This is a genomic window from Haloarcula sp. S1AR25-4 (assembly GCF_031624555.1).
Classification (GTDB): domain Archaea; phylum Halobacteriota; class Halobacteria; order Halobacteriales; family Haloarculaceae; genus Haloarcula; species Haloarcula pellucida.
On sequence record NZ_JAMQOR010000001.1, the window covers coordinates 14,032 to 37,239 of the forward strand.

26 protein-coding genes are annotated in these 23,208 nt (G+C 67.0%); 13 read left to right on the top strand and 13 right to left on the bottom strand.

From position 1 onward, the window contains the following. Positions 1-552: 552 nt before the first annotated feature. Both NDI85_RS00070 and NDI85_RS00075 read left to right on the top strand, forming a co-directional pair. Complete coding sequence (locus NDI85_RS00070) at positions 553-861, top strand: hypothetical protein (protein WP_188995622.1); 309 nt, start codon at positions 553-555, stop codon at positions 859-861. A 192-nt stretch (positions 862-1,053) separates the two neighbouring features. After that, complete coding sequence (locus NDI85_RS00075) at positions 1,054-1,266, top strand: hypothetical protein (protein WP_188995620.1); 213 nt, start codon at positions 1,054-1,056, stop codon at positions 1,264-1,266. Here the strand turns inward: NDI85_RS00075 and NDI85_RS00080 are convergent. The 3 genes from NDI85_RS00080 to NDI85_RS00090 are packed head-to-tail and all read right to left on the bottom strand — an operon-like array spanning position 1,233 to position 4,224. Further along, positions 1,233-1,538: a hypothetical protein gene (locus NDI85_RS00080; protein WP_310914589.1), complete on the bottom strand. Its 306-nt coding sequence runs from the start codon at positions 1,536-1,538 to the stop codon at positions 1,233-1,235. The two genes, NDI85_RS00075 and NDI85_RS00080, sit on opposite strands and share 34 nt — an antisense overlap. 57 nt (positions 1,539-1,595) lie before the next feature. Then, positions 1,596-3,350 (bottom strand): MutS-related protein, encoded by a 1,755-nt coding sequence (locus tag NDI85_RS00085; RefSeq protein ID WP_310914590.1) that lies wholly within the window; start codon positions 3,348-3,350, stop codon positions 1,596-1,598. Positions 3,351-3,408: 58 nt separating this feature from the next. Then, a complete protein-coding gene (locus tag NDI85_RS00090) occupies positions 3,409-4,224 on the bottom strand; it encodes a hypothetical protein (RefSeq protein ID WP_188995616.1) in 816 nt (271 codons plus the stop codon). Positions 4,225-4,444: 220 nt separating this feature from the next. Here NDI85_RS00090 and NDI85_RS00095 point away from each other — a divergent pair, with 220 nt between their 5' ends. Both NDI85_RS00095 and NDI85_RS00100 read left to right on the top strand, forming a co-directional pair. After that, the gene (locus NDI85_RS00095) at positions 4,445-5,062 is read left to right on the top strand and encodes a zinc ribbon domain-containing protein (RefSeq protein WP_310914591.1); all 618 of its coding nucleotides are present in this window, start codon (positions 4,445-4,447) and stop codon (positions 5,060-5,062) included. Positions 5,063-5,107: 45 nt separating this feature from the next. Further along, positions 5,108-5,845, top strand: coding sequence for a sporulation protein (locus tag NDI85_RS00100; RefSeq protein ID WP_310914592.1), 738 nt, complete (start codon positions 5,108-5,110; stop codon positions 5,843-5,845). 4 nt (positions 5,846-5,849) lie between these two features. Here NDI85_RS00100 and NDI85_RS00105 read toward each other — a convergent pair whose 3' ends face one another. Further along, on the bottom strand, positions 5,850-8,684 hold the full coding sequence (locus NDI85_RS00105; RefSeq protein ID WP_310914593.1) for a DEAD/DEAH box helicase: 2,835 nt from the start codon (positions 8,682-8,684) through the stop codon (positions 5,850-5,852). Between the two features lie 89 nt (positions 8,685-8,773). Between NDI85_RS00105 and NDI85_RS00110 the strand changes: the two genes are divergently transcribed. Both NDI85_RS00110 and NDI85_RS00115 read left to right on the top strand, forming a co-directional pair. After that, positions 8,774-9,544 (top strand): creatininase family protein, encoded by a 771-nt coding sequence (locus tag NDI85_RS00110; RefSeq protein ID WP_188995608.1) that lies wholly within the window; start codon positions 8,774-8,776, stop codon positions 9,542-9,544. Positions 9,545-9,613: 69 nt separating this feature from the next. Further along, complete coding sequence (locus NDI85_RS00115; RefSeq protein WP_310914594.1) at positions 9,614-10,459, top strand: class 1 fructose-bisphosphatase; 846 nt, start codon at positions 9,614-9,616, stop codon at positions 10,457-10,459. A gap of 2 nt (positions 10,460-10,461) precedes the next feature. On the opposite strand, the gene NDI85_RS00120 is transcribed toward NDI85_RS00115, so the two are convergent. Genes NDI85_RS00120 through NDI85_RS00130 form a run of 3 tightly spaced genes read right to left on the bottom strand, consistent with a single transcriptional unit; the run spans position 10,462 to position 14,199 of the window. Next, positions 10,462-11,211: a metallophosphoesterase gene (locus tag NDI85_RS00120; protein WP_310914595.1), complete on the bottom strand. Its 750-nt coding sequence runs from the start codon at positions 11,209-11,211 to the stop codon at positions 10,462-10,464. A 52-nt stretch (positions 11,212-11,263) separates the two neighbouring features. Then, positions 11,264-12,925, bottom strand: coding sequence for a hypothetical protein (locus tag NDI85_RS00125; protein WP_310914596.1), 1,662 nt, complete (start codon positions 12,923-12,925; stop codon positions 11,264-11,266). Continuing rightward, positions 12,922-14,199 (bottom strand): Single-stranded DNA binding protein, encoded by a 1,278-nt coding sequence (locus tag NDI85_RS00130; RefSeq protein ID WP_310914597.1) that lies wholly within the window; start codon positions 14,197-14,199, stop codon positions 12,922-12,924. Before NDI85_RS00130 ends, NDI85_RS00125 begins: the two co-directional genes overlap by 4 nt. A gap of 232 nt (positions 14,200-14,431) precedes the next feature. On the opposite strand from NDI85_RS00130, the gene NDI85_RS00135 reads away from it, so the two are divergent. Next, a complete protein-coding gene (locus NDI85_RS00135; RefSeq protein ID WP_310914598.1) occupies positions 14,432-14,890 on the top strand; it encodes a hypothetical protein in 459 nt (152 codons plus the stop codon). A gap of 48 nt (positions 14,891-14,938) precedes the next feature. Further along, positions 14,939-15,613: a 2,5-diamino-6-(ribosylamino)-4(3H)-pyrimidinone 5'-phosphate reductase gene (locus tag NDI85_RS00140; protein ID WP_166970917.1), complete on the top strand. Its 675-nt coding sequence runs from the start codon at positions 14,939-14,941 to the stop codon at positions 15,611-15,613. Positions 15,614-15,619: 6 nt separating this feature from the next. Here the strand turns inward: NDI85_RS00140 and NDI85_RS00145 are convergent, their stop codons facing one another. The 3 genes from NDI85_RS00145 to NDI85_RS00155 form a co-directional block, all read right to left on the bottom strand. Next, positions 15,620-15,907, bottom strand: coding sequence for a hypothetical protein (locus NDI85_RS00145; protein ID WP_188995596.1), 288 nt, complete (start codon positions 15,905-15,907; stop codon positions 15,620-15,622). Between the two features lie 76 nt (positions 15,908-15,983). Next, complete coding sequence (locus tag NDI85_RS00150; RefSeq protein ID WP_188995594.1) at positions 15,984-16,457, bottom strand: SRPBCC domain-containing protein; 474 nt, start codon at positions 16,455-16,457, stop codon at positions 15,984-15,986. Between the two features lie 91 nt (positions 16,458-16,548). Continuing rightward, on the bottom strand, positions 16,549-17,592 hold the full coding sequence (locus NDI85_RS00155) for an FAD-dependent oxidoreductase (RefSeq protein WP_310914599.1): 1,044 nt from the start codon (positions 17,590-17,592) through the stop codon (positions 16,549-16,551). Positions 17,593-17,694: 102 nt separating this feature from the next. Between NDI85_RS00155 and NDI85_RS00160 the strand changes: the two genes are divergently transcribed. The 3 genes from NDI85_RS00160 (at position 17,695) to NDI85_RS00170 (ending at position 19,782) form a co-directional block, all read left to right on the top strand. Then, on the top strand, positions 17,695-17,979 hold the full coding sequence (locus tag NDI85_RS00160) for a DUF357 domain-containing protein (RefSeq protein WP_188995590.1): 285 nt from the start codon (positions 17,695-17,697) through the stop codon (positions 17,977-17,979). 555 nt (positions 17,980-18,534) lie between these two features. Further along, positions 18,535-19,506 carry a transcription initiation factor IIB family protein gene (locus NDI85_RS00165; protein ID WP_188995588.1) on the top strand — a complete coding sequence of 324 codons (972 nt, stop codon included), beginning with the start codon at positions 18,535-18,537 and terminating at the stop codon, positions 19,504-19,506. 96 nt (positions 19,507-19,602) lie between these two features. Continuing rightward, the gene (locus tag NDI85_RS00170) at positions 19,603-19,782 is read left to right on the top strand and encodes a hypothetical protein (protein ID WP_188995586.1); all 180 of its coding nucleotides are present in this window, start codon (positions 19,603-19,605) and stop codon (positions 19,780-19,782) included. Here NDI85_RS00170 and NDI85_RS00175 read toward each other — a convergent pair whose 3' ends face one another. Further along, on the bottom strand, positions 19,783-20,187 hold the full coding sequence (locus tag NDI85_RS00175; RefSeq protein WP_188995585.1) for a translation initiation factor IF-2 subunit beta: 405 nt from the start codon (positions 20,185-20,187) through the stop codon (positions 19,783-19,785). Positions 20,188-20,374: 187 nt separating this feature from the next. Between NDI85_RS00175 and NDI85_RS00180 the strand changes: the two genes are divergently transcribed. Next, positions 20,375-20,611, top strand: a complete 237-nt coding sequence (locus tag NDI85_RS00180; protein ID WP_166970894.1) for a UPF0058 family protein — start codon at positions 20,375-20,377, stop codon at positions 20,609-20,611. A gap of 81 nt (positions 20,612-20,692) precedes the next feature. Here the strand turns inward: NDI85_RS00180 and NDI85_RS00185 are convergent, their stop codons facing one another. Then, positions 20,693-21,133, bottom strand: coding sequence for a DUF555 domain-containing protein (locus tag NDI85_RS00185; protein ID WP_166970892.1), 441 nt, complete (start codon positions 21,131-21,133; stop codon positions 20,693-20,695). Positions 21,134-21,178: 45 nt separating this feature from the next. Further along, positions 21,179-22,159 (bottom strand): DMT family transporter, encoded by a 981-nt coding sequence (locus NDI85_RS00190; RefSeq protein WP_310914601.1) that lies wholly within the window; start codon positions 22,157-22,159, stop codon positions 21,179-21,181. Between the two features lie 226 nt (positions 22,160-22,385). Between NDI85_RS00190 and NDI85_RS00195 the strand changes: the two genes are divergently transcribed. After that, on the top strand, positions 22,386-23,174 hold the full coding sequence (locus tag NDI85_RS00195) for a winged helix-turn-helix domain-containing protein (RefSeq protein ID WP_188995582.1): 789 nt from the start codon (positions 22,386-22,388) through the stop codon (positions 23,172-23,174). Positions 23,175-23,208 lie beyond the last annotated feature (34 nt).

A 23,208-nucleotide genomic window follows, 5' to 3' on the forward strand; every position in this document is an offset into this window, starting at 1 on the left:
TATCACGAGCGTGCAATAGATTTAATATATCACCTCGTGATGGTGTAGATACGTCACTCAGACCGACGTGGTGTTCACATGACCCGTACCACTCCTACCCCAACGTCTCTGCCCGCCCCCCGCCGGTCGTCCGGCGGAGGGTGGGCTATCGGACGCGGCATCGATGCCGCGTATCCGGTATCTCTTGCTGGGGGTCGGAGTGGTCGGGTGAACGCCCGTCCGCTTTGCCCCGCAGCATAGGGGTACAGCGCCACCGTGGGACGGCCGTCCGGTCGCGCGGACGCCCACTGCGGTGGGGCCTCGATTTCGACTCCCGACACCGACGACGGCGTCGGCCGTGGCCTCGAACGGTTCGAGTGTCACGACGGCGGGTCTGATACCCACGAAGGGACAGTCATTCGGTGGCGTCGGCCATCGACCGCCGTCGGCCGTCGGCAGAGATGCACCACACTAGAGATACATCTCCGTCGAGCGACGCGACCGTCGCTCGCCCCGACGTGCTCGACCGGTGAGCCCCCGTCTCGGGGCCGGTTCGACTCCGGCCGTCGGCGTATGTCGCTCCATGCGACCGTCCCCGTCGACGCATCGGCTGACGTCTCGCTCCGGGTCCCCCGTGGCGGGACTGAAGACCTAGAGAGCGGCGTCGCCGCGGTCATCGAGGGCGTCGACGGCGTCACCGCCGTCACCGTCGACCGCGTGACAAGCGTCCGCCCGACGTTTACCGACATCCGCGTAGACGCCGACGTCTCCATCACTATCGCCCTCCCCGCCGACGCCGACCCGGAGGCGGACGTGGCGGAGCGACTCCCCGACGGGTTCGGAATCACGTCGGTGAACGACCTCGTCGTCGAGGAGGCCTGACGCGTCGCTCCACCTCTCAGTGCCCCCGAGTCCGCTGGCGGACCCCGGACGCCCGGGACCGGGTTCGACCCCCGGCGGGGAGCGAAATTCATGCGACCGACCTACCTACTCGCGATCGCGCGACAGCGACGAGAGACGAAGGATAGCGACGAGAAGCACCGACGCACCCGCCGTCGGTAACACCGCGGGGTTTTGGCCGTATTTCGAGAGCACGACGGACACTCACTAGCCGCACTCGTCGGCACCGTCGAGGACGCGGGCTTCGAGACGGACACGATAGCCCAGCGGGAGGAGAAACTGGAACTCGTCGCCGAGAAGCACGACTTCGAGTGCGAACCCTACGGCGGGACGCTACTGGACGAGGGCCGGTATCAGACCGACTCGTCCGACTCGGCGACTTGGTGACCGTCCTCGCCCTCGATTTCGACCGGTTCGACGTCCTCGTCGGCGTCGAGTTCGCCCGCGAGCAGGCCCGTGAGGCCGGTGACGAGCATCCCGACGCCGGCGATTCGCGTCGCTCGGACGTACCAGTCTTTGGGTTCGAGATCGCCGGGGTTCTCGTAACCGCTGAGGAGGAATTTCGCGTTCAGTTTGATCGCCTGCCGCGGGAGAAATACCGCGAGCAGTCCTTGCCCGACCATCCACGCGTAACTGAGTGAGAGGAGTCGTCGTAGCATCAGGTCCACGTTGGGCCTCTCCCTACCTGAACCCTCGCCTGTCGGCACTCCGGGCGTCTACTCGCTCTCGGTCCAGAGCGCGTCCGAGAGGGTACGCTGGACGGCCTCCTCGCCGACGGCGCGGGCAAGCGTCTCGAACCCGCTCCGCTCGACGGGGTCGTTCGCGTTGGCGACGAGTCTGGAGACGATGAACTCCGGCGTGGACTTCCCGACGGTGCCGAAACGCGGTTGGTAGTCCACCAGCAGGTCGAGGTCCTGACTCAGTCCCTCGGCGAAGATGCCGTCCGTGCGGGCCGCTGCGGGCAGCGGTTCGAGGTCGGCCGCGAGGTGCGTAACGAACACGCCGAGTGCGTCGCGGTCGACGGTCAACGTGACCAGACCGTGCAACAGGTTCGCCGCCGAACCCGGTTCGGTGATGGCCTCGAACTCGTCGACGAGCATCAGCGCCCGGTCCCCGCCGGTCAGCGGCGGGACGACCGACCGGAGCGTGGATTCGAGGACGCCCGCGTTGAACGAGGCGTGCCGGCGGTGGAAGACGACGGTGTCGACCAGTCCGACCTCGGCCGCCTCGGCGGGCACCGGGAGGCCCATCTGGGCGAGCAGCTGGACCTGACACAGCGTCTCCAGCAGGGTGGTCTTCCCGCCGGAGTTCGCTCCCGTGAGGACGGCCACACGGTCGCCGCTGGGCGGGTCGTTCGCGGAGTGGATGTCCAGCGTGTGGTCGCCGATAGCGTAGGTGACCGGCTGGACGTCGTCCGTGTCGGCCAGCGCGAGGTTTCGGGCGTTGCGGACGGCGATGGTCTCGCGGTCGACGAACGTCGGCCGGGTGAGGTCGTAGGCGATGGCGAACCGGGCGAGCGACACCGACAGCGCCACGTCGCCCACGACGGCGACGGCGGCGTCGACGTCCTCGCGCGCGGCCGTGAGGTCGTCTTCGAGGCTCGCCGCGACGGTCTGTTCGCGCTCTTCGACGGCGCTCCGGAGCGACGAGCGCAGTTCGCGGAGCGCGGCGTCCACGAAGTCCTGCGCGTCCGTCGCCTCGCGCGGCATCGCGTCCCGGACGCGCGTGCCGTCGACGCCCGTCTCGTCGGTGACGTGCCGGACCAGCGCGTCCTGAAACTCGTCGGGTCGGCGGGCGTCCGCCTGTACCGCCTCGACCACTTCGGGCGTCGCCGCGGCGAGGTCCGCTATCTGGCCGAGTTGGGTCCGTAAGCGGTCGAGTTGCTCGTCTGCACCCTCGCCGACCCGGTCGCCCTCGCCCGCGAGGCCGGCGAGTGCGGCCCGGGCGTCGGTCAGCGCGTCGCCGTCCAGTTCCGCGACGGCGTCGAACACGCCCTCTGAGACGCCCGTGTCCTTGAGCGCGAGCGCCGTCTCGACGGCCGCGCGCTCCCCGCCGGCCTCGTAGCGTTCGAACGCGTCGAGGACGGCCCGATGGTCGTCCTCCGAGAGGGTTGCCCACGTGTCTCTGGCCGCCAATACGTCGTCCAGCCGTTCCGCCATCGCCTCTCGGGTCGGCAGTGGGGTCAGGACCCGAATCTTGTCGGCCGCGCCGGGCGTGACCGCGTACTCCTCGGCGAGGTCCAGCAGTTCCTTGTACACGTCGCGGGTGTCACGGGTCGCCAGGAGGTCCATCGACTCGGCCCCCGTCGCCCGCCGGAGGATACGCGTGGCCCGGCCTCGCGAGAGGCCCGCCGCCGTGAGCGCGCGCGTGTCCGCCGACTCGATGGCTTCGACGGCCCGTTCGACGCCCAGTTCCTCGCTCAGTAGTTCGGACGTCTTCGGGCCGATGCCCCAGTACTCCTCCAATCGCATAGGCGGGCCGACGGGCGGCCCGGGTTTAGTCGTTTATCATGGCCTCTCCGGGCCGTCTTCACCCCTCTGACTCGCCGGACTGGGCCTGATTGGCTTCGAGGTCCTGCCAGTCGACGGCCCCCTGTTCGACGATAGCCGTTGGCTGTAGTGCCGGGTCCGTGAGCGTCACGCGGGCGAGGCCGACCGGCCCGGTCCGTGGCTCGGCCAGATTCTCGGGAGTCGACGTCTCGAAGGGTGCCTCGGTGACGTCGCCGACGACCACGCGCAACGCCATGCCGAATCCCTCGTGTGGCGAACAGAGCATGTCGTATACGCCCGGCGTCTCGAAGGCCTGCAGCCACGTGTCCGGGACTGGCTCCGGGGGACCGTCCGCCTCTCTCTCACCTTGGTCGGCGCCGGCACCGCCGCCTCCTTCGCCGCCCCCTCCGGTTTCCCCCTCACCGCCGCCGGTCTCGGCGGGGGGCTCTATCTGGTCGTCCGCGATGGATTCGGGCCGCCACCCGAGCAGTGGCGAGGAGTACGCCGTCACGCCGGTCGGGACCCGCCGTCGCATCCCGAACGCGGGATGGTAGGCGACGACGTTGTGGTCGGGCGTCGTGAACACGAACTTCACCACGTCGCCGGGTTGCACGTGCAGACCGGTCGGTTGGTAGAAGAAGTCGGCCGGTCGGTTCGGGTTCGTCGGCGGTCCCTGTATGAGCGTCTGCACTTCGTGGACCGTCCCCCGCCCGTCCGTCTCCTGCTCGCCGCCGCCGCCCTGTTGGCCGTCGTCCGCCTGTGCGGTCGCCGTCCCGCCGAGCCCCGACAGCACGGCACCGGCACCGAGCGCCTTCATCACGTCTCGCCGCGAGGAGTCTGGTGGGTACTGTCCCATGGCGGGCCGTCCTCACGCATCGTCCTTTGTTAACGAGTCCAACGAGACGAGGAAACGAGTACAAGACCGCGTTACCGGCGCTGGCGGTCGCCCGGCCGACTGGAAAGGCGACCTTTGCGTCGATAGGGTGGCCGTATCGTTGCCAGACCCGACGCTCACTCGAAGACGGACCGCCCTTGTCTCCGGACCACTCAAGCCCCCGGCGTCGTAAGCGGGTCGTATGGCCGACGGACCGGACGCCGACGGGCCGGCTTGTCCCGCCTGCGGGGCGACCCTCGACTCCCTCACACTCGAGTGTCCGGCCTGCGGGGAGCGACTGCTCTCCGAGGCCCAACTGGCCCGACTCGACGAGCGGATGGCGGCGGCCTCCGAGGGCGACCGCGACGGCGCACCGGGGTGGGCCGTCGTCCTGACCGGACTGGCACTCGGCATCGCCATCGCGCCGCTGGTCGCCTACGCCGCCGTCATCGCGGTCGGTGACCTCCCCCTGTCTGCCCTCGCCGTGCTTCTCCTCGCGGGGTGGCTCCTCCCGGCGGCGTACCTCGGCCGGTTCCCCTCGCCAAGTGCGGCGCTCGCACGCGGCCTCTACCTCGTCGTCGTCGGCGTCGTCGCCGTCGTCCTCGCGGTGGCCTACGACGCGGTCACCGGCGGGTCCTCGCTCGTCACCCAGCGAACCGGACTCGTCGCTACGCTCTTGGCGGTGCCCGCCGTCGCCGCGGTCCTGTTGGCGCGCCGCGTCGCGGCCCGGGCCGCGAGACAGGCCCGGGGTGAACCCGGACCGCTCCACGAACGCGCGGGTATCGAACCCGACGGTGAGGACGACGGTGACACTCCCTGACAGACACGAAGTTTATAACCGACGGCGACGCCACCCACTGATGGCATGAAAGACGTGCTCTCCCGCATCGGAATTGGTTCCGCCCGTGTCGACACTGTCTTGCCCTCCAGCACCGTCCGCGCCGGCGACGCCGTTGACGCCGAAGTCCACGTCGAGGGTGGCTCGACCGACCAGGACATCGACGCCATCTACTTCGCGCTGGAGACGGAGTACCGCACCGAGGAGGGGTACGCCGACGCCATCGTCGACAAGTGGCAACTGACAGAGCCGTTCACCATCGGGTCCGGCGAGGAACGGCGCTTCGAGACGACTATCGACGTCCCCCGCCGGACGCCGGTGACCGTCGGGTCCGTCTCCGTCGAAATCGAGACGGGACTCGACATCTCGATGGCCGTCGACCCCGAGGACGAGGACCGAATCGAGGTCCGACCGACCGAGCGTCTGCAGGCCGTCTTCGACGCGCTAGAGAACGTCGGGTTCTCGATGAAGTCCTCCTCCTGCGAGGCCCGTCCCGGCGGTATCTTCTCGACGTCGGCGAGTTTCGTCCAGGAGTTCGAGTTCCGCCCCCAGCGCGGCGAGTTCTCCGGCGAGGTTGACGAAGTCGAGATAATCCCGGTGTACGACGGGAACGGTCTGACCGTCCACATGGAGGTCGACCGACGCGGCGGTCTGCTCTCGGAAGCCATGGACATCGACGAACGGCACACCTCTTTTACGGTTCAGGATGCAGACCCGGCGGCCATCGAACCGTCGCTGACGCAGGCGATTCGGGACCTGAGTTGACTGCTTAGCCCCAGAACGACTGTGTTCTTGCGTACTCCCGTTCCTGTCGGAGGATGTCCCGATAGAACTCGTCTTCGTCCTCCCGCAGGCGGTTGATGATGCGCGCGGCGTTGTGCGGGCCGACCCCCCGCGCGGCGAGGGCGACGACAGCCTGTTTGCCGTGGGTCTGGACGAGCGATCCGGCGCGGTAGGCGCGCTCGGTCATCTTCTCTTGGTCCTCGTCCTTCTCGTCGGCCCGCACCGCCGAGACGACTTCGTCGGCCCACGGGTTCAGCGCGGCGACGCGGGTGGACCCGCATTTGGGACACTCCGGTTTGTCACGAACCCGGCCGACCTGCTGTTTCCGGTCCCAGTCCTGACAGTGCAGACAGAGCAGGATGACTCGGTCGCTCTGGATGCGCTCTCTGACCGTCTGGATGACGCTCGCGTCGGCGTTCTCCGGCGAGAGCAGTTCACGGCCCGACGAACGACCGCCGAGGCCGACGGGGGTCCGCTCGGCCACCGTCTCCAGCGCCACCTCGCCGGACTGGAGGCGTTCGAGGAGCGTCGCCGTCGCCTCGATAGCGAGGTCCTCGTGCCGAACCTCCCGCAGGGCTTCCTCGTACATCGGCGTGTCCTCCAGCGCGGCCAACAGGCGGTCCCGTCCGAAGTCCGTCGACCCGCGGCCGCGCCAGCGCTTTAGCGACCCGAACTTGGTCGCGACCTGTGCGAGTTTGAACTTCAGCGCGTCGGCGTTCTTCAGGCTCAACTCCACCAAGGCGGGGATGTGGTCGGGGGCCGTCTCCTCCAATACCTCGATGACGTCGCCGGCGGTGATTCGCCGCGGCACCTCCAGTTCGATGCGGTAGGGGTCGACCTCCATCGCGACGGAGGACCCGGCCCGCTGTCCCAGCAGCGCCGAGAGGACGCGACCCAGCGTCTCGTTGACGGTGTGTCCGTAACACGAATTGACGACTACTTCCCGGCCGTGAAACTCCACGAGGACGGTCTCGTCGTCGGGAATCGGCCCCTCGTGTCCCGCCAGTTGTGAGAGGCCGTCGGCGACCGTCTCGCGGTCACCGTCGTACCGGGCGGCGACGTGGGAGGCGACCGAGTCGACCGGCGCGCCGTCCTGCAACTGACTCCCTGCCACGCGGCGCAACTCCCCGACTTCCTGCGCGACGGCCTCCGGCACCGGAATCTCGGACCCGGTCCACGACGGCACCTCGCCGGCGGGGTCCTCGATGGGCGAGACGGTCACCACTTCCTCCTCCTCGTCGATGTTCGTGATGCGCCACATCTCGCCGCGCTGGACGAACACCTCGCCGGGGGTGGCGAAGTTGACGACGAAGCGTTCGTCTAAGGTCCCGACCTGTTTGCCGGAGGCCACGTCCTCCACCTCGTAGGTGGCCTCGTCGGGAATCATCGAGAGGTTCTGATAGAAGTACTGCCACGTGCCGCGGCGCTTCTCTAGGGTGTCGCGCTCCTCGTCCAACCAGACGACGTTGTTCGCGGCCAGTTCCCGAACCACCTCCTTGAACTCGGCTTCCCCGAGGTCACGGAACGGGTACGCCCGCGCGAGGACGTGGTAGGCCGCCATCGCCCGAATCTCCCCGGTGTCCATCACGAGGCCGGCTATCTGGTTGGCGACGGTGTCGAGGCTCCCGTCGTGAATCTGTGCGGGTTCCACGTCGCCGTCCTGCGCCTGCCTGGCGATGGCCAGCGCCTCCAGCGTGTCGTCGGCGTGGGTCGTGACGACGGTACCCGTCGACACTTCGTCGCGGCGGTGGCCGGCACGGCCGACGCGCTGGACCAATCGGGACACCTGCCGCGGACTCCCGTACTGGACGACGTGGTCGACGTGGCCCACGTCGATACCCAGTTCCATCGAGGAAGTACACAGCAGGGCGTCGAGGTCGCCGGCCTTGAACCGGTCCTCGACGTCGATACGGGCCTCCTTCGAGAGCGACCCGTGGTGGACCCCGAGGTTCGTCCCCAGTTCCTTGAACCGCGAGCCGAGTGCCTCCGCCGTCTGGCGCGTGTTCACGAACAGCAGGACCGACTCTTTCTCGGCGATCAGGTCGTCGATGTAGCGGACGTGGCTGGCCGTCTCGGCGTCGGTGACGAGTTCGCTGGAGAGGCGCTTGTCCCGGTCGGTCACCTGCGGGCGGACCACCTCGACGTCGAGGCGACTGCCGATGTCCACCTCGACGACAGAACAGGGGCCGCCACCGGTGAGAAAGCGCCCGACCTCCTCGGGGTCACCGACCGTCGCCGAGAGGCCGATTCGCTGGAACCGGCCCGCGACCTCTCGCAGGCGCTCCATGCCGATAGTCAACTGGGCGCCGCGTTTGGCGGCCGCGAGTTCGTGCACCTCGTCGACGACGACGTGGTCGACGTCCTCCAGCGCCACGCGGAGTTTCGACCCGGTCAGCATCGCCTGCAGCGTCTCGGGCGTCGTCACCAGCACGTCCGGCGGGTCGTTCGCCTGTTTCTGTCGCTGGTAGTCGGTGGTGTCGCCGTGGCGAACGTCGACGTCCAGACCGAGCGTCTCGCCCCACCACTCCAGTCGCTCGCGCATGTCCCGGTTGAGCGCCCGGAGCGGCGTGATGTAGAGCGCGCCGATGCCGAACCGGTCGTCGGCCTGCACGAGGGCGTCCAGCACCGGGAGCATCGCCGTCTCCGTCTTCCCGGTGCCGGTGGGGGCGACCACGAGGGCGTCGTCGCCGCGGGCGAGCGCCGGGATGGCCTTCCGCTGTGGCTCCGTCGGCGTCGTGAACCCGCGCTCGGAGAGGGCGGCCCGAACCGCGTCGCCCAGCGCCGTGAACGCGTCGTGGCCCTGTGTCACCCCGTCGGTCATCGAGGCCGTCTAGCGACTACATCGGGTTAAACACGTTGTGTCACTGGCTGTCGCACAGGTTGAAGGCATCGGGACCCGGACTACCGCGTATGTATCTCGCCGACGAGGCGTGGCCGGATCTCGAATCGTACTTCGAGTCTGAGTCGCTGGCGCTGGTTCCGCTGGGGTCGACCGAACAGCACGGGCCGCACCTCCCCGAGGCGACGGACCACCTCATCGCCGAGTCGTTCGCCCGGGCCGCCGCCGAGGACACTGGATACCTCTGTACGCCGACCATCTCCGTCGGCGTCAGCCCGCACCATCGGCAGTTCCACGGGACGATGTGGGCCGACGCGCCCGCGTTCCGCGACTACGTCGAGAGTATCACCCGAAACCTCTCGTACCACGGCATCGACCGCGTCGTCTTCGTCAACGCCCACGGGGGCAACGTCGAGCATCTGCGTGAGGTCGGTCGCCGCCTACGAGACGACGGGACGATGTACGCCATCGAGTGGATGTGGGACGAGAGCATCACCGACCTCATCGAGGCGGCATTCGAGACGCCCGGCCCCCACGGCGGTCCGAAGGAGACGTCGCTCGTCCAGTACCTCGCCCCCGAGTTGGTCCACGAAGACCGCATCGAGGACGCGCGGGACGGCGGTCTGCGGGAGTTCGACGAGTCGACCGGGCGCGTCCACGGGGCGCGAACGTTCTACGACGCCATCGACAACACCGAGAACGGCGTACTCGGTGACCAGACCGACGCCTCCGCCGAGGTCGGCGAGGAACTGTTCGAGGCCGCCCTCTCGAACCTCTGTCACCTCTGTGAGTGGCTCGCCGACCAGCGGTTCGAGGACTTGCTACCGAAAGCCCACGTGTAGCCTTATGTCGGTGGCCCTCCGAGGTCCCGGTGAGATGAACGACAGCGGCGAGTTACGGAGGGCCGGCCGATGAACACGCTGGACGACATCGAGCGAGCGGTCAAGGACACCGCGCACTACGTCAGCAGCAATCTGGCGAACTACGCGGACCGCTCCGGGGCGCAGAACCCGAGCGGCGAGCAACAGGTCGGCGGCGACGTCTGGGCCGACGACCTCTTTTTCGACGCCCTCTCGTACGTCGAGGGCGTGGGCGGGTACGCCAGCGAGGAGCGCGAGGACGTCGTCGACTGCGGCGAGGGGTACACCGTCGCCATCGATCCGCTCGATGGCTCTGCGAACCTCGCGTCGAACAACTCCGTCGGCACCATCGTCGGCATCTACGATGGAGCGGTGCCCGCAAGCGGCCGTGCGATGGTCGCCTCGATGATGGTGTTGTACGGGCCCTACACCACGATGACCGTCGCCCGGGAGGACCGCGACGTAGTTCAGGAGTACCTCCTCCGTGACGGCCACAGCGAGCGCTGGGGGACCTTCTCGCTGCCCGACGAACCGACTGTCGTCGGCCTCGCCGGCAAGTACAACGAACGCAGCGACCCGATGAACGAGTTCGCACAGCAACTGTCGAGAGAGCTGAAACCCCGGTACGGCGGTGCGACCGTCGCGGACCTCGCGCAGGTGCTCGAGTACGGCGGCCTCTTTGGCTATCCGGCGACAGAGACCTATCCCGGCGGGAAACTCCGCGTGCACTTCGAAGCCGCGCCGCTCGCGTACCTCGTCGAAGCGGCCGGTGGCGGGTCGACGGACGGCGAGCAGTCCTTACTCGACGTCGACCCCGAGGGCCTCCACGACCGGACGCCGACGTTCCTCGGCAACAGGGAACTCGTCGAGCGGACGGAGACGGCGCTGAGCGAGTAGCCTCAGACGCGGCGGTACCGCCCGAGTCGGGTTCCGTCGAGCAGGAACGCTTCCGTGTCGGCCATCCCCGCAGGGAGGAACGGCGCGAGGAAGTCCTGTCCCTCGACGTTGACCCACGTTCCGCCCGAGCGGTCGTTGAACGCCGGGAAGACGACGAGGTCCGCGCTCGTCTCGACGGCGACGCCGTCGTGGTCGGCGAACGGGTCGGCGACGAGCGACCCGCGGAGCCACGCCCGTTCCTTGCGAGCGCCGCCCACCTCGTCCTCCAACCGGACGACCGGGTGTTCGTGACCCATGCAGACCACCGCGGCGTTCAGGACGTCCGGCGCGGGCCACGTATGCCCGTGGACGAACCCCACGTCACCGATGCGGGTGCCGTGGCCCGGCGTCACCTCGACGCCGGGGGCGAGGTCGTCGAGGATGCCTTCGAGGTCGCCGTCGTGGTTCCCCTTCACCAGCGTCACCGGCACGTCGACGGCGTCGAACAGCGCCGCGAGTTCCTCGCGTTCGTCGTCGAAGGGCGACCCGATGGCGTGGCCGAGGTCGCCGAGGACGACCAGTCGGTCCGCCCCCGACCGGTCGAGGAGTGACAGCAACCGCTCCCGGCGTCGGTCGGCGGCGGACTGCAGTTCGACGCCGTCGTAGCGCAGACCGGCCTCGATGCCGGCGTGGTAGTCGGCGACGGCCAGCAGTCGCTCCCCGTCGGTCTCGACGGTCGCGGCCGGTGCGTTCGGGAGCGGTTCGACGCGCATCGCTGTCGGGTTGGCGACGGCGGAAGAAAAACGGCGCGGCTCGGATACGGACTCAGATGGGGGTGAGCTTCCCGTCCTCGGGTTCGTAACAGCGCCCGCCCATCAGCGCGTCCTGAATGGCGTCCGCGACGGCGTCGGGGTCGGCGCCGTACCGTTCGACGACGGTCGAGCGGACGGTCTCGCGGTCGGCGCCGCCCCCGTCGTTCAACTCCGTCATCACGTCCATGACGGCGTCTTCGAGGTCGACGTCGTCGGCGTCCGGCGCGTCTTCAGCGCCCGACTCGGCAGGCGTCGTCTCGTCGGCTCCTGCCTCGGTGGCCGTCTCGGGCGTCTCGACGGGCGCGTCGCTGGTGGCCGCCTCGGCGTCGGGTTCGACGGACTCGTCGCCGGCGGGTGCACCGGCAGCGTCCGGAGCGCTCTCCGCGTCGGCGGCCCCGGCCGGTGCCCCAGACTCGGCGGCCTCGGCCAGTTCCTCGGGGTCGGGCGTGTCGATGCCGGCCGCCCCGGCCTCGTCGACCTCCGTCCCGCTCTGGAAGTCGGTCCCGTACTCCTGTTCGATCTCCTCGCGCTCGTCCTCGTCCAGTTCGAACTCGGTGTCGAAGTCGCCGACCTCGTCCTCGTCGGCACCGAGGTCGGCGGCTCCGGTCTCGGTGGCGGCCGCGTCGCCGGCCGTCTCGGTCGGTTCGACGGTCTCGGCCTCATCTGCGCTCGCGTCGGCCGTGTCGCGACGCTCCACGTCGGTGTCGAAGTCGCCGAGTTCGTCGTCGTCGTCTGCGCTCACGTCCGCTGTCTCGGCAGCGCCCGACGCGGTCGTCTCTACGGGCTCGCTTGCAGCGTCGGACGCTGGACTCGTCTCGGAACCCGTACTCACCGGTTCGGTGTCGGCATCCGTCGTCTCGCCATCGGCCTCGCTCGTCGCCGGGGCAGCGTCCCCGCCGGCGGAGTCCTCGCTCGTCTCGGGCGCGGCCGCGGCAGTTTCGAGGTCCGTCTCCGCGAGTACCGGAATCGGGTCGTCGGTCCCGTCGCCGGGCGAGAGCGACAGCGACCCGGCCTCGTCGAGTTCGTCGGCGACGACGCGGGCCGCGTCCAGCGAGAGGTCACGAACCGCCTGCAGGTAGTCGCCGGTCGTCCCGTAGTGGTCCAGCGCGAGGGTGATGCCAGCAGCGATACTCTCGTCGACGCCGGACTCGACGAGCGACGCGTGGAGTTCGTCGCCGGACAGCCCCGATTGTTTCGCACTGGCCATCCGTGCCACGCGGTCGATGGTCTGCTCGGCGGCCTGTACGACCCAGCGGTCCCGCGTGTCGGCGTCCACCTCGCTGATGGACTCGGGCCGGATAGAGGTGAACACGCGGTCGCCGTCCTCCGGTTCGAAGGTGCGGGCCTTCCCGGTGACGGCGACGAACATCGGCGGGGTCGCCGATTCGAGGAACGCCAGCGCGTCCGGTTGGTACTGACCGGCGTAGACCACGAACGGCCCCGTCGGGTCGACGATGCGGGCGCGCAGGACTTCCTCGTTGACCTGCTCTACCTCCGTGAGGACGCCGACGACGAACAGGCGGTTGATCCGTGTGCCGGTCGGCGTGACCACGTAGTTCGGAGCGCGCTCCTCGTCGGACTCGGAGTACGAGAAGTCCGCATCGTCGAACTCCGCGGCGAACAGGCGGTGGGCGACCTCGCGGCGGCCCGGTCCACCGTCCTCGGACTCGCTCATGCCTCCACCTCCCGGAGGAGGGTGTTCGCACGCTCCGACGGGTCGTCCTCGGACTCGCTGAACTCGCTGGCGTTGAGGTTGGCGCCGTACTCGTCGACCGAGAGCGAGCCGCGGACGACGTATTCGAGGCCGACGACGCGGTCTGCGATGCGGTCCGCGACGACTTCCTTGTCCATCGCGTCGCGGGCGTGTTCGCGAGCGTCCTCTAGGTCGCCGCCGTAGATTCTGGCGGTCAGTTCGTCGTCTAAGATGACGGTAACGGTGGCGGTGCCGTCGTCTAAGATGGCCTTCGTCCGCAGGTCGTCCTCGCCCTCGACGGCGCCGTGGGAGCGACACTGGCCGTTCTGGATGACGCGGCCACACTCCGGACAGCGCTCGATGAGGCCGGACCCGTCGCGTATCTCGATGACGTTGCCGGCGAGTTCGACGTCGAACTGCCCGCCGCTCTCGACGGCCTCGCGAATGGACATCCGCGGGGCGTCCTCAGCGACCGCTACCGACTCCGAGAGCGGCGTCACGGTAGAGAACTCGGAGACGTTGACCGACGGCGCGCCGCGGAACTCCCGGACGAACGTCTCTTCGATGCGGACCGAAGCGCCTGCCTCGATGGCGTCGTGTGGTTCCCAGTCGGTGAAGGGGAGGCGTCCCGACTCGTCGCCGAGGACACCGCTGAGGATAGTCGTCTCGCCGTCGCGGCCGTCGATGACTTTCTCCTCGCACTCTACGACCTGCACTTCGACGGTGATGCCGCGGTCGCCGGGTTCGAGGTCCGTGAGACTCGACTCGCCGCCGATCTCGGCGTCGATATCGAGCGTCTCGTCGACGACGCTCGTCTGGGTGCTGTCGCCGAGGTTGAGTTCGGGCTTCCCGTCCCACTCGCGGACGCCAGCGTTGCCGAACTGCACCGTCTGGCCGGGTTCGAGGTCGGCGTCGAAGCCGTCCCACGCGGTGTAGGAGATGGTGCCGGATTCGTCCGCGAGTTCGCCCTCACGGATGACGTGCTGTTCGCCGTTGTACTGGATGGACCGCCGACCGGACGTGAGTACCACGGCGGTGACCGTCACGTTCGAGTCGTCGGTCGAGACCTCGCTGATGGCCTTACTCGATGGGGTGCCGTCGCTCCCGCCGCCGTCACCGTACTTCCGGCGGAGGCTCTGCTTGGCCTCGTCCATCGGTACGGAGTACTCGACGAGGTTCTCCAGGTCGCGTCTGACCTCCTCTTTGTCGACGTCGAGGTCGGAGGCGAGTTCCTCGACATGGTCTTCGAGAGACATCGAAGGAGGGTTCGGCGGGGGCGTTGAAAAGGGTTTGTGGGCCGACGCGAAGGGGGTCCTGTCACCGAGCGACCAATTCGGCCGATATTTTTATTGTTGATAATGTCTATCGCAGTTTGTATGTCTCGTATGTGGCGTTTGTATGGTCTAGGGAGCTATATTACGCCATTATCGGCTCGGTTGATGGCTCTAATTCCCAGCCATGATACCGATTGCGCGGGGGGAGCGTAACGTGGGCAGTCTCTTCGGGTCGAAACCATCAGACGCACACGTTATCTGGCGGAGCGGTCGCGACGATGGCGGGAAAAAGCGGTTCGACTTCGAGTATCTGGAACTGTGGGCGGCACACTTCGGCGTCGACTACGAGGAGTGGGAACGAGTGGACCACGACCGCGGCGAGGACCCCCGGAAACAGCACGTCTGCGTGTTTCATTGGGCCAAATCCGGGGGTCAGGAGGTCTCGCTGGGCGGCGAGACGTGGACGATGGGGGCCTCCGAACGCCCGCGGACGTTCATAGAGATCGACGAGGCGGGGGTGGTTCGGCTGAAGGGATGGACGAGCGAGACCACCATCGACGTCGACGAACTCGTCCTCGACGGGACGACCCTCCGTCTGCGGACCGCAGACGGCGGCCAGAAGTCACTCGACGTCGAGAAACTGGCCAGCAAACCCGACGCGAACACCACCTGATTCACCAGAACCGAAACCCGTTTCCTCTCTACTCGCCTGCCGTGTCGTATGCACGTAGTCGTCAACGCCGCGATGAGTGCCGACGGAAAGCTCTCTACGCGGCGCCGTGAGCAGATACCTATCTCCGGGCCCGACGACTTCGATAGAGTCGACCAGTTACGGGCCGACAGCGACGCCGTCATGGTCGGCGTCGGGACGGTGTTGGCCGATGACCCCTCGCTGACGGTCGACGATCCGGACCGTCGTGAGGCGCGGACCGAGCGAGGCGACCCGGCAAACCCCGCCCGCGTCGTCGCCGACTCGCGCATCCGGACGCCGCCGGACGCGAGGGTCCTCGACGGCTCGGCGGAGACGTATCTGCTCGTCAGCGAGGCCGCGCCGACGGACTTCATCGAGGAGATGGAGGCCGCGGGCGCCTACGTCATCGCTGCCGGCGAGGACCGGGTCGACCTCACGACGGTACTCGCCAAACTAGAGGGTGAGGGCGTCGACCAACTGATGGTCGAGGGCGGCGGCGAACTCATCTTCGGCCTGTTCGAGGAGGGGCTTGTCGACGAGCTCTCCGTGTTCGTCGGGCCGAAAATCTTGGGTGGACGGGACGCCCCGACGCTCGCCGACGGCGACGGGTTCGTCGAGGACTTCCCGGCACTGGACCTCACCGGCGTCGAACGACTCGACGACGGCGTCCTGTTGACGTGGTCGGTAGACGGTCGAACCGAGTAGAACGAGTCAGTGGTCGTGGCCGGTCAGTTCGCCGAACGTCGCGCCGAAGCGCTCCTCGAAGAGGTCGAGCGTGAGTTCTTCGAGCGCCGCAATCTCTTCGTCCGGTTCGCCCTGACTGTGGTGGACGGCGCCGTGGATTCGCTGAGCGAGACCGAACATCGCGATGTCACCGACGACCTGCGGGTCCGTCTCGTCGGCCTCCTCGCGGAGGATGTCCAGCAGGCCGCTGGGAACGGTCAGTTCGTCGGTCGCGTCGTCGCCTTCGATAGTCAGCGTGACAGTGTCACTATCCATACGGACCCGTTCGCCCACCCGACGGAAGGGTCTGTCGGGTTCGTGTCCGCCGACTACCACGCCGTCACTGACCGAATCAGGCCGCGACGCCGCCGTCCCGTGTTTCGGTCGCCGTGGTCTGAGCAGTCCCCTCGACGCGCGCACGGAGGGCTTCGTTCATCGCCTCGAAGCCAGCGCGGATGTTCGCCTCGTCGAGGAGGAGACCGACCAGCAGTCCCGAAAAGGACTCACTGTGGTGCAGTCGAGTACGACCGTCGTCGAGTTCTTCGAGTCGGAACTCGTGGCGGCCGTCGAAGAGGCCGGGCACGCCGAGTCGGCCCAGCCAGGCCAGTCGCTCGCCGGGGTCGGCGGCCGTGACTCGAGGTTTGAATCCCCTGCCGCGCCCCTCGGGTGGTTCGATGCGAATATCGAGACGGTCGCCCGCTGTCGGCGTCCCCTCGATAGCCGTGACGAACGGGTTCCACTCGGGGTACGATTCGAAGTCGGTCAGCGTCGCCCAGACGTCTGCGGGGGTCGCGTCGACGTCGATGGTCGTCTCGATGGTCCTCATGTTTCCGTAGACGTTCGCTGATACGATACAGACAGACTGAGCCGTGTGTACACGCGATTCGCCGAAAAACACCCGCACGTGAGCGGTGCGATCAGTCGTCCGCTGCTTCGGCGGCGGCCTCGGTTTCCTCGTTTTCCGGCAGGTCTTCGAGGTAATCGTCGGCGTCGATGGCGGCCTTACACCCCATTCCGGCGGCGGTGACGGCCTGCTGGTAGTGGTAGTCGACGACGTCGCCGGCCCCGAACAGGCCGGAGACGTCGGTGGCGGTCTGGTTGCCGCCCTTACCGCCCTGCGTCTGGATGTAGCCCGTCTCGTCGAGTTCGACCCCCGTGTCTTCGAGGTAGTCGGTGTTCGGCGTGTGGCCGATGGCGATGAACACGGCGCCCACGTCGAAGTCGGACACCTCCGTCTCGTCGTCGTCGAGTTTCTCGGAGGGGTGGCCCGACTCGTTCCGGGCGAGGGTGACGTGGTCGACGCCCTCTTCGGGTGAGCCGTGCATCTCCAGCACCTCGGTGTTGCGCATGATCTCGATCTCGCCCGACTCGACCTTCTTCTGGACCTTGTCTATCCAGTAGTCCTCCGCACGGAACTCCTCGCGGCGGTGGGCGATGTACACCTTGTTGGCGAACTTCGTGAGGAAGTGAGCTTCCTCCATGGCGGCGTCGCCGCCGCCGACGACAAGCATGTCCTCGCCGCGGAAGAACGCGCCGTCACAGGTCGCACACGTCGAGACGCCGTAGCCCATCAGGTCGTCCTCGCCGGGGATACCCAGCGTGCGGGCGCTGGCACCCGAGGCGGCGATGAAGGCGTCACAGGTGTAGACGTCGCCGTTGGTGAGTTCGACGCGGAACGGGCGCTCTGAATCGTCGACCGACTCGACGACGCCGTGTTTCAGGTCGGAGCCGAACTGCTCGGCCTGCGCTTTCATCTCGTTGATGAGGTCCGGGCCGGAGATGCCCTCGGGGAAGCCCGGATAGTTCTCGACTTCGCTCGTGAGCGTCAACTGGCCGCCCGGTTCGTCCCCTTCGAGGACGAGGGGGTCGTTGTTGCTGCGGGCGGCGTAGATAGCCGCTGTCAGGCCGGCGATGCCGGTCCCGGCGACGATAAGTCGGCGGTGGTCCTCGGTGTCTGTCATTACCCGTGGTACTCCACAGCGGCGTATTTACCTTGCGCTGTCGTGTCGACGGCACACAGCCACGCCGACAGGCTTACACGCTCGCCGTCGCTCGCTCCGGCTATGGCCGCCGACCTGACCGAGAAGACAGACCGGTACGAGGGACTGCTCGCCGAGGCACTGGACGCCGCCGAGATCGCGCCGCCCGAGGGGACGCCGATGCACGACGCCGCGCTCGACTGCGAAGAGATGGCGTCGTCGTACCTCGAAGACGGGCGCCATTTCCGCACGGAGGACGACCTCGTCAACGCGCTGGCGTCGTTCTCCTACGGGCACGCGTGGCTGGACGCGGGCGCCCGCATCGGCCTGTTCGACGTGCCGACCGAGGGCCATCTTTTCACGGTCTGAGGCCGTCTGCGCCGCCGAATTACCCCCCGGCATTCGGTGTCTCTCGTACGGACCACGTGCGGAACTACCGGAACACCGTCGAGGAGATACTGGCGGTCCCAGAGTGACCAAAACGACGCACGTAGACGGATGTGGAGTGCAACCTCGATGACTACCCGGTCGTAGTTCGGAAACCCCTTTTATACATCACCGGTCTGACTGCGTCTTCGGCAACGCATCCGCACGGCCCTGATACCGCTCACCGTCCTGACGTCCGGTTTCCCCGACGTCGTGGCGGAGCTATCGGTCGAACAGGCGTCGATGATCCGCTGACCGGGCCTGAAATGAACGACTGGTCGACCTCCGGTCCCGGCGTCACCGTCGCCACAGCGCCGGGGAGGCGGCAGGTTTAAATGAGGGTGTGGTCTTCCGTGATATCTTCTACCACGGCGCTTGCATGCGATTAGGGCGCACACTCGGCGAAAGGTTTTTATACTTGTCGAACTAACTATTGGTAAGAGAAACCCGGCAAGGGTTCTTTAGCATTACGCACCCGGCAGTCGGGGAACATCCACCATGAGTGAATCCACAGTACGCAACACGACAGAAGAACAAGTACAGGAGCGAGACATCGGCGAGGAGACGACAGAACAGCAGGACGTCTGTCCCGAGTGTGGCGGCAACGTCACGACAGACACCGAACACGGCGAGACGGTCTGTCAGGACTGTGGGCTCGTCGTCGAAGAAGACAGTATCGACCGGGGACCCGAGTGGCGTGCGTTCGACTCCTCGGAGCGTGACTCGAAGTCCCGCGTCGGCGCGCCGACGACGAACATGATGCACGATAAGGGCCTGTCGACCAACATCGGCTGGCAGAACAAGGACGCCTACGGGCGGTCGCTCTCGTCCAGCCAGCGCCAGAAGATGCAACGTCTGCGCACGTGGAACGAGCGGTTCCGCACCCGCGACTCCAAAGAGCGCAACCTCAAGCAGGCGCTGGGCGAGATCGACCGAATGGCCTCGGCGCTTGGCCTCCCACAGAACGTCCGCGAGACGGCGAGTGTCATCTACCGCCGAGCGCTGGACGAGGACCTGCTCCCCGGCCGTTCCATCGAGGGTGTCGCGACGTCGGCGCTGTACGCCTCGGCGCGCATGGCTGGGAGTCCCCGCTCGCTCGACGAGATGGCGGTCGTCTCCCGGGTCGATAAGATGGAACTGACCCGGACCTACCGCTACATCGTCCGCGAACTGAACCTCGAAGTCAAGCCGGCGGACCCCGAGCAGTACCTCCCCCGGTTCGTCTCGGACCTCGGCCTGAGCGACGAGACGGAGCGGCAGGCCCGCGAACTCATCGAACGCGCTCGCAAGGCGGGCATCCTTTCCGGGAAGTCGCCAGTGGGCCTCGCGGCTGCCGCCGTCTACGCCGCTGCGCTCCTGACCAACGAGAAGGTCACCCAGAGCGAAGTCGGTGACGTGGCCAACATCTCGGAGGTCACCATCCGCAACCGCTACAAGGAACTCCTCGAAGCCGAGAACGTCCCGGCGTAGACGGTTTCGTTGGACCCCTGACGCCGACACTGTCTGAGGCAGACCAGTGGGGTGACGCCAACCTTTTTCCACTTCCGGCGTGTGTCAATATCACACATGGAGGAAGCGTACGTCCGGTTGCTCTGTCCCGAGTGTACGAAAGACTGGGAGTCGACGCCGAGCGAGTTACCGACACACGACACGCTGTATCACTGCCCGAACTGTCACGCGAGCAGACGCCTCGCAGAATTTACACGCACCGACCGCGACTTACAGACGCTGAAAGGACTTCAGTAACTAGCCGCTGGTCGCCGAGCGCGCACCACACGCCTCACAGCGCAAGAGCAGTGCGTCTCCCTCACGTTCGAGTCGCGTATCGGGGAGCCCACACTCAGAACAGCGGACGAACTCGTCGACGTACTCGTCGATAGCCGTCCCCAGACGGTCGGCGCCGAACGACCCGGTGAGCCGTGCCCGCCCACTCTCGTCGATGTGCGCGCTTGTCCCCACCTCCGTCTGGAGGAACTGCAGGACGTGGTCTGGCTCCCGACCCAATCGGTCACACAGCGACTGGAAGTTCTCCACGACGGTGGCGTTCCCCTCCTGTCTGACCTCGGGGTCCGGTACCTCGAACCGCTCTGACGACCCCTCTATGTCGGGCGTCTCCGACATCGCCCGGTCGAGCATATCGTCGTAGTCCATACGACACAGTGGACGGCCCGGCGTCAAAAATCTTTCAAACCCACCGACACCGGCCCCGGTCGGACGTGACCCGCTACGCGAATTCGGCCGTCTAAGACCGCCTATTCTAACGTTTTATCATCGGGTCGGTGTGTTAACCACCGTCAGAGTAGTACTATAACCCTCCGTCCTCTAGCAAGGGTTGACCATGAAGAAGCAGGAACTCATTCACCTTCACGGCCTGCTTGCACAAGTACAGAACCACTACGAACAAGACACCGGTTCTACGGTCGAACACGACGAGTACGCCGAACTCGGCGTCAAGCCGACATCGATTCACAAGTCGAAGACAGACCACAAGGCCGCTGTCTTCGCTATCGCCGACGGAATTACCTCGGAGATGACCGCCGAGGAGAAAGAGCCTGTTTCTGCCGCCGCTGACTAACTCTCCCGCATCGTTCCTTCAGAAGCGCCGCTACTCAGCGGCTGCCACGGCCGAAAACGGACTGCGAGACGTCGCCGACGGCTATTCGTCGATGAGTTCCTCGAACTCGGGTAGTATCTCTTCGTCGGTCGCGGTGTCGTCCGCCTCCGTGTCGTCTGTCTCCGCTTCCGCCGGTTCGTCCTCGTCCGGTATCTCCTCTATCTCGACGATGTCGAGCGGGATGTTCTCCAGTCGCTGGCCGATCTCCTTTCGCGCGATGCGGGCGGCGTGTTCGTCACGCTCGACGTTGAAGACGGTCATCTCCAGTTCGAGCGCGACGAGGCTCTCGTCGGCCGCGAGGAACGCGGGCTCTAACTCCTCCCCGCAGTGTGGACAGCTCCGTTCGCCCATGTTGATCTCGACGTAGTTGAGGTCCGGATTGAGCATATCGCCGGTCTTCGAGATAGCGATTCGGACCGCTTCGTCGGCTGTGGCTACGTCGTAGACGGGGACGGCTGCCTCGACGACAACTCTGCAGTCCATACGAGCATGTTTGCTGGCCTATATAATGAAGGTTGGCCCGGGCGTTCAGTCGGATTCGAACCCGGTCGCGTCCTCGCCGACGTCGAGGGCGTCGGTGGAGACGACGGCGTCGGTAGGCAGTCGGGAACCGATGGACGGGATGGCGATGGACTCGCTGCCCAGTACGGCGAACCCGACGAAGATGGTGAGGAAGCCGACGACGGCTAGCTCCGAGATAGACTCGCCCAATAGCGCCCACCCACCGAGCGTCGAGACGACCGGAACGACGTAGAACACGAGGTTCGCGTGGGTCGCACCCGACCGGTCGAGCAGGCCGAAGTAGGCCACGTAGGCGACGGCGCCGGCGAAGACGCCGACGTAGAGGAGCGCGACGAACGCCGCGGGGACCCAGCTAACGGCGGCGACGGACTCGCCGGCCTGCCAGCTAAGTCCGTGACACAGGGCGGCGGCGACGGGCAGGGCCCACGCCGTCCGGACGGTGCTAGAGAGGTCGCTGTCGCTCCAGCGGACGAGGACGCTCCCGAGCGCCCCGCTGACCGCGCCGCCGAACAGGAGGAGTTTGCCGCCGCCGCCACTGAACAGCATCTCGGGGTCGGGGTTGACGACCAGTGCGACGCCGAGCAAGCCGACGAGCAGGCCGACCGCACCGCGCTTCGAGAGGCGCTCGTCGGCCAGCAACAGGGCCGCGAACACGGGGGTCAGGATGGGGTTGAGGCTGAAGACGATGGCGCCCACGGCGCTGGTGGCGTCCTGCTGGCCGACGAACAGGAGCGCGTTGGTCAGGCCCAGCGCCAGCAGTCCGGTCGAGAGGATGCCCAGCGCGTCACCACGGCTCTGGGGGAGCAGGTCGCTCCGAGACCGGGTGAGCGCCACGTAGCCGAGCAACGCCACGGCGGCGACGTCGAACCGGAGCGCGACGAACAGGAGCGGCGGGAAGTGGTCGAGGCCGGCCTTCGCCGCGACGAACGTCCCCCCAAAGAGGACGCTGGCGGCCACACCGAGCGCGAGGACACGTCGTGACACCATCGTTATAGCAACACCTCGCCGACGGACTGACCGGGTACCGAGACACGCAAGAGAATCGCATATGACGGCTGTATCATCGTACTTTCGAGTAGACGTAGTAGGGTTATAGTCTCGTTTAGAAACTCTTACACGACGGGTCGGGACCGACGACCCGCGGCGGTATTTCACGGAGTGAAATTATTGCACGACACGAAAACCGTATCCGTACGGGCCAGCAAGCGCCGGTATGGACGCCACGCTTTCGGAGATAGAGTTTCTCGCGCTCTCACCGAATCGGGTCGCGGTGTTAGAGCTCCTCGCGGCCGACTGGCACACACGCTCGGAACTCGCCGCCGAGACCGGTGCGTCGCAGGCGACGCTGGGGCGCATCCTCGGGGACTTCGAGGACCGGAAGTGGGTCCGACGGACCGAGGGCGGCTACGTCGCGACGGCGACCGGACGCCTCGTCGCCGAGGGGTTCAGAGACTTACTGGACATTCTGGAGACGGAACGCGACCTGCGGGATATCGTCGACTATCTGCCGACTGACGCGATGGACTTCGACTTGCGACACCTCGCGGACGCCACGATTACGACGCCGTCCCAGACGCGGCCGAACGCGCCGTTACAGCGCCTCCTCTCGCTGATGCGCGACGCCGACGATGTGACGGCGTTCTCCCACGCGTTCAACGACCAGAGCCTCTCGGTCGCGGCCGACCGGGCAGGGAGTCAGCAGTTCCGGGCGATTCTGTCACAGAGTGCCGTGGACGCGCTCACCGGAGACGAGACGCTGCGGGCCCGCCTCCGCTCGCTCGTCGAGACGGAGACGGCGTCAATCGGCGTCTACGACGGGGAGATACCGCTCGCGGTGACTATCGTCGACGACGTGGTGAACCTCCTCGTCCGGGACGAGCGCGGGGTGTTGCAGGCGGCCGTCGACACCGACCATCCAACCGTCCACTCGTGGGCCGAGGCCCGATTCGAAGACTACCGCGAGCAATCGGCGCCGCTCACCGCGGCCGACCTCCGACCCTGAGTCCTGTTGTCGACTGCACCTTCGTGAAGACGGT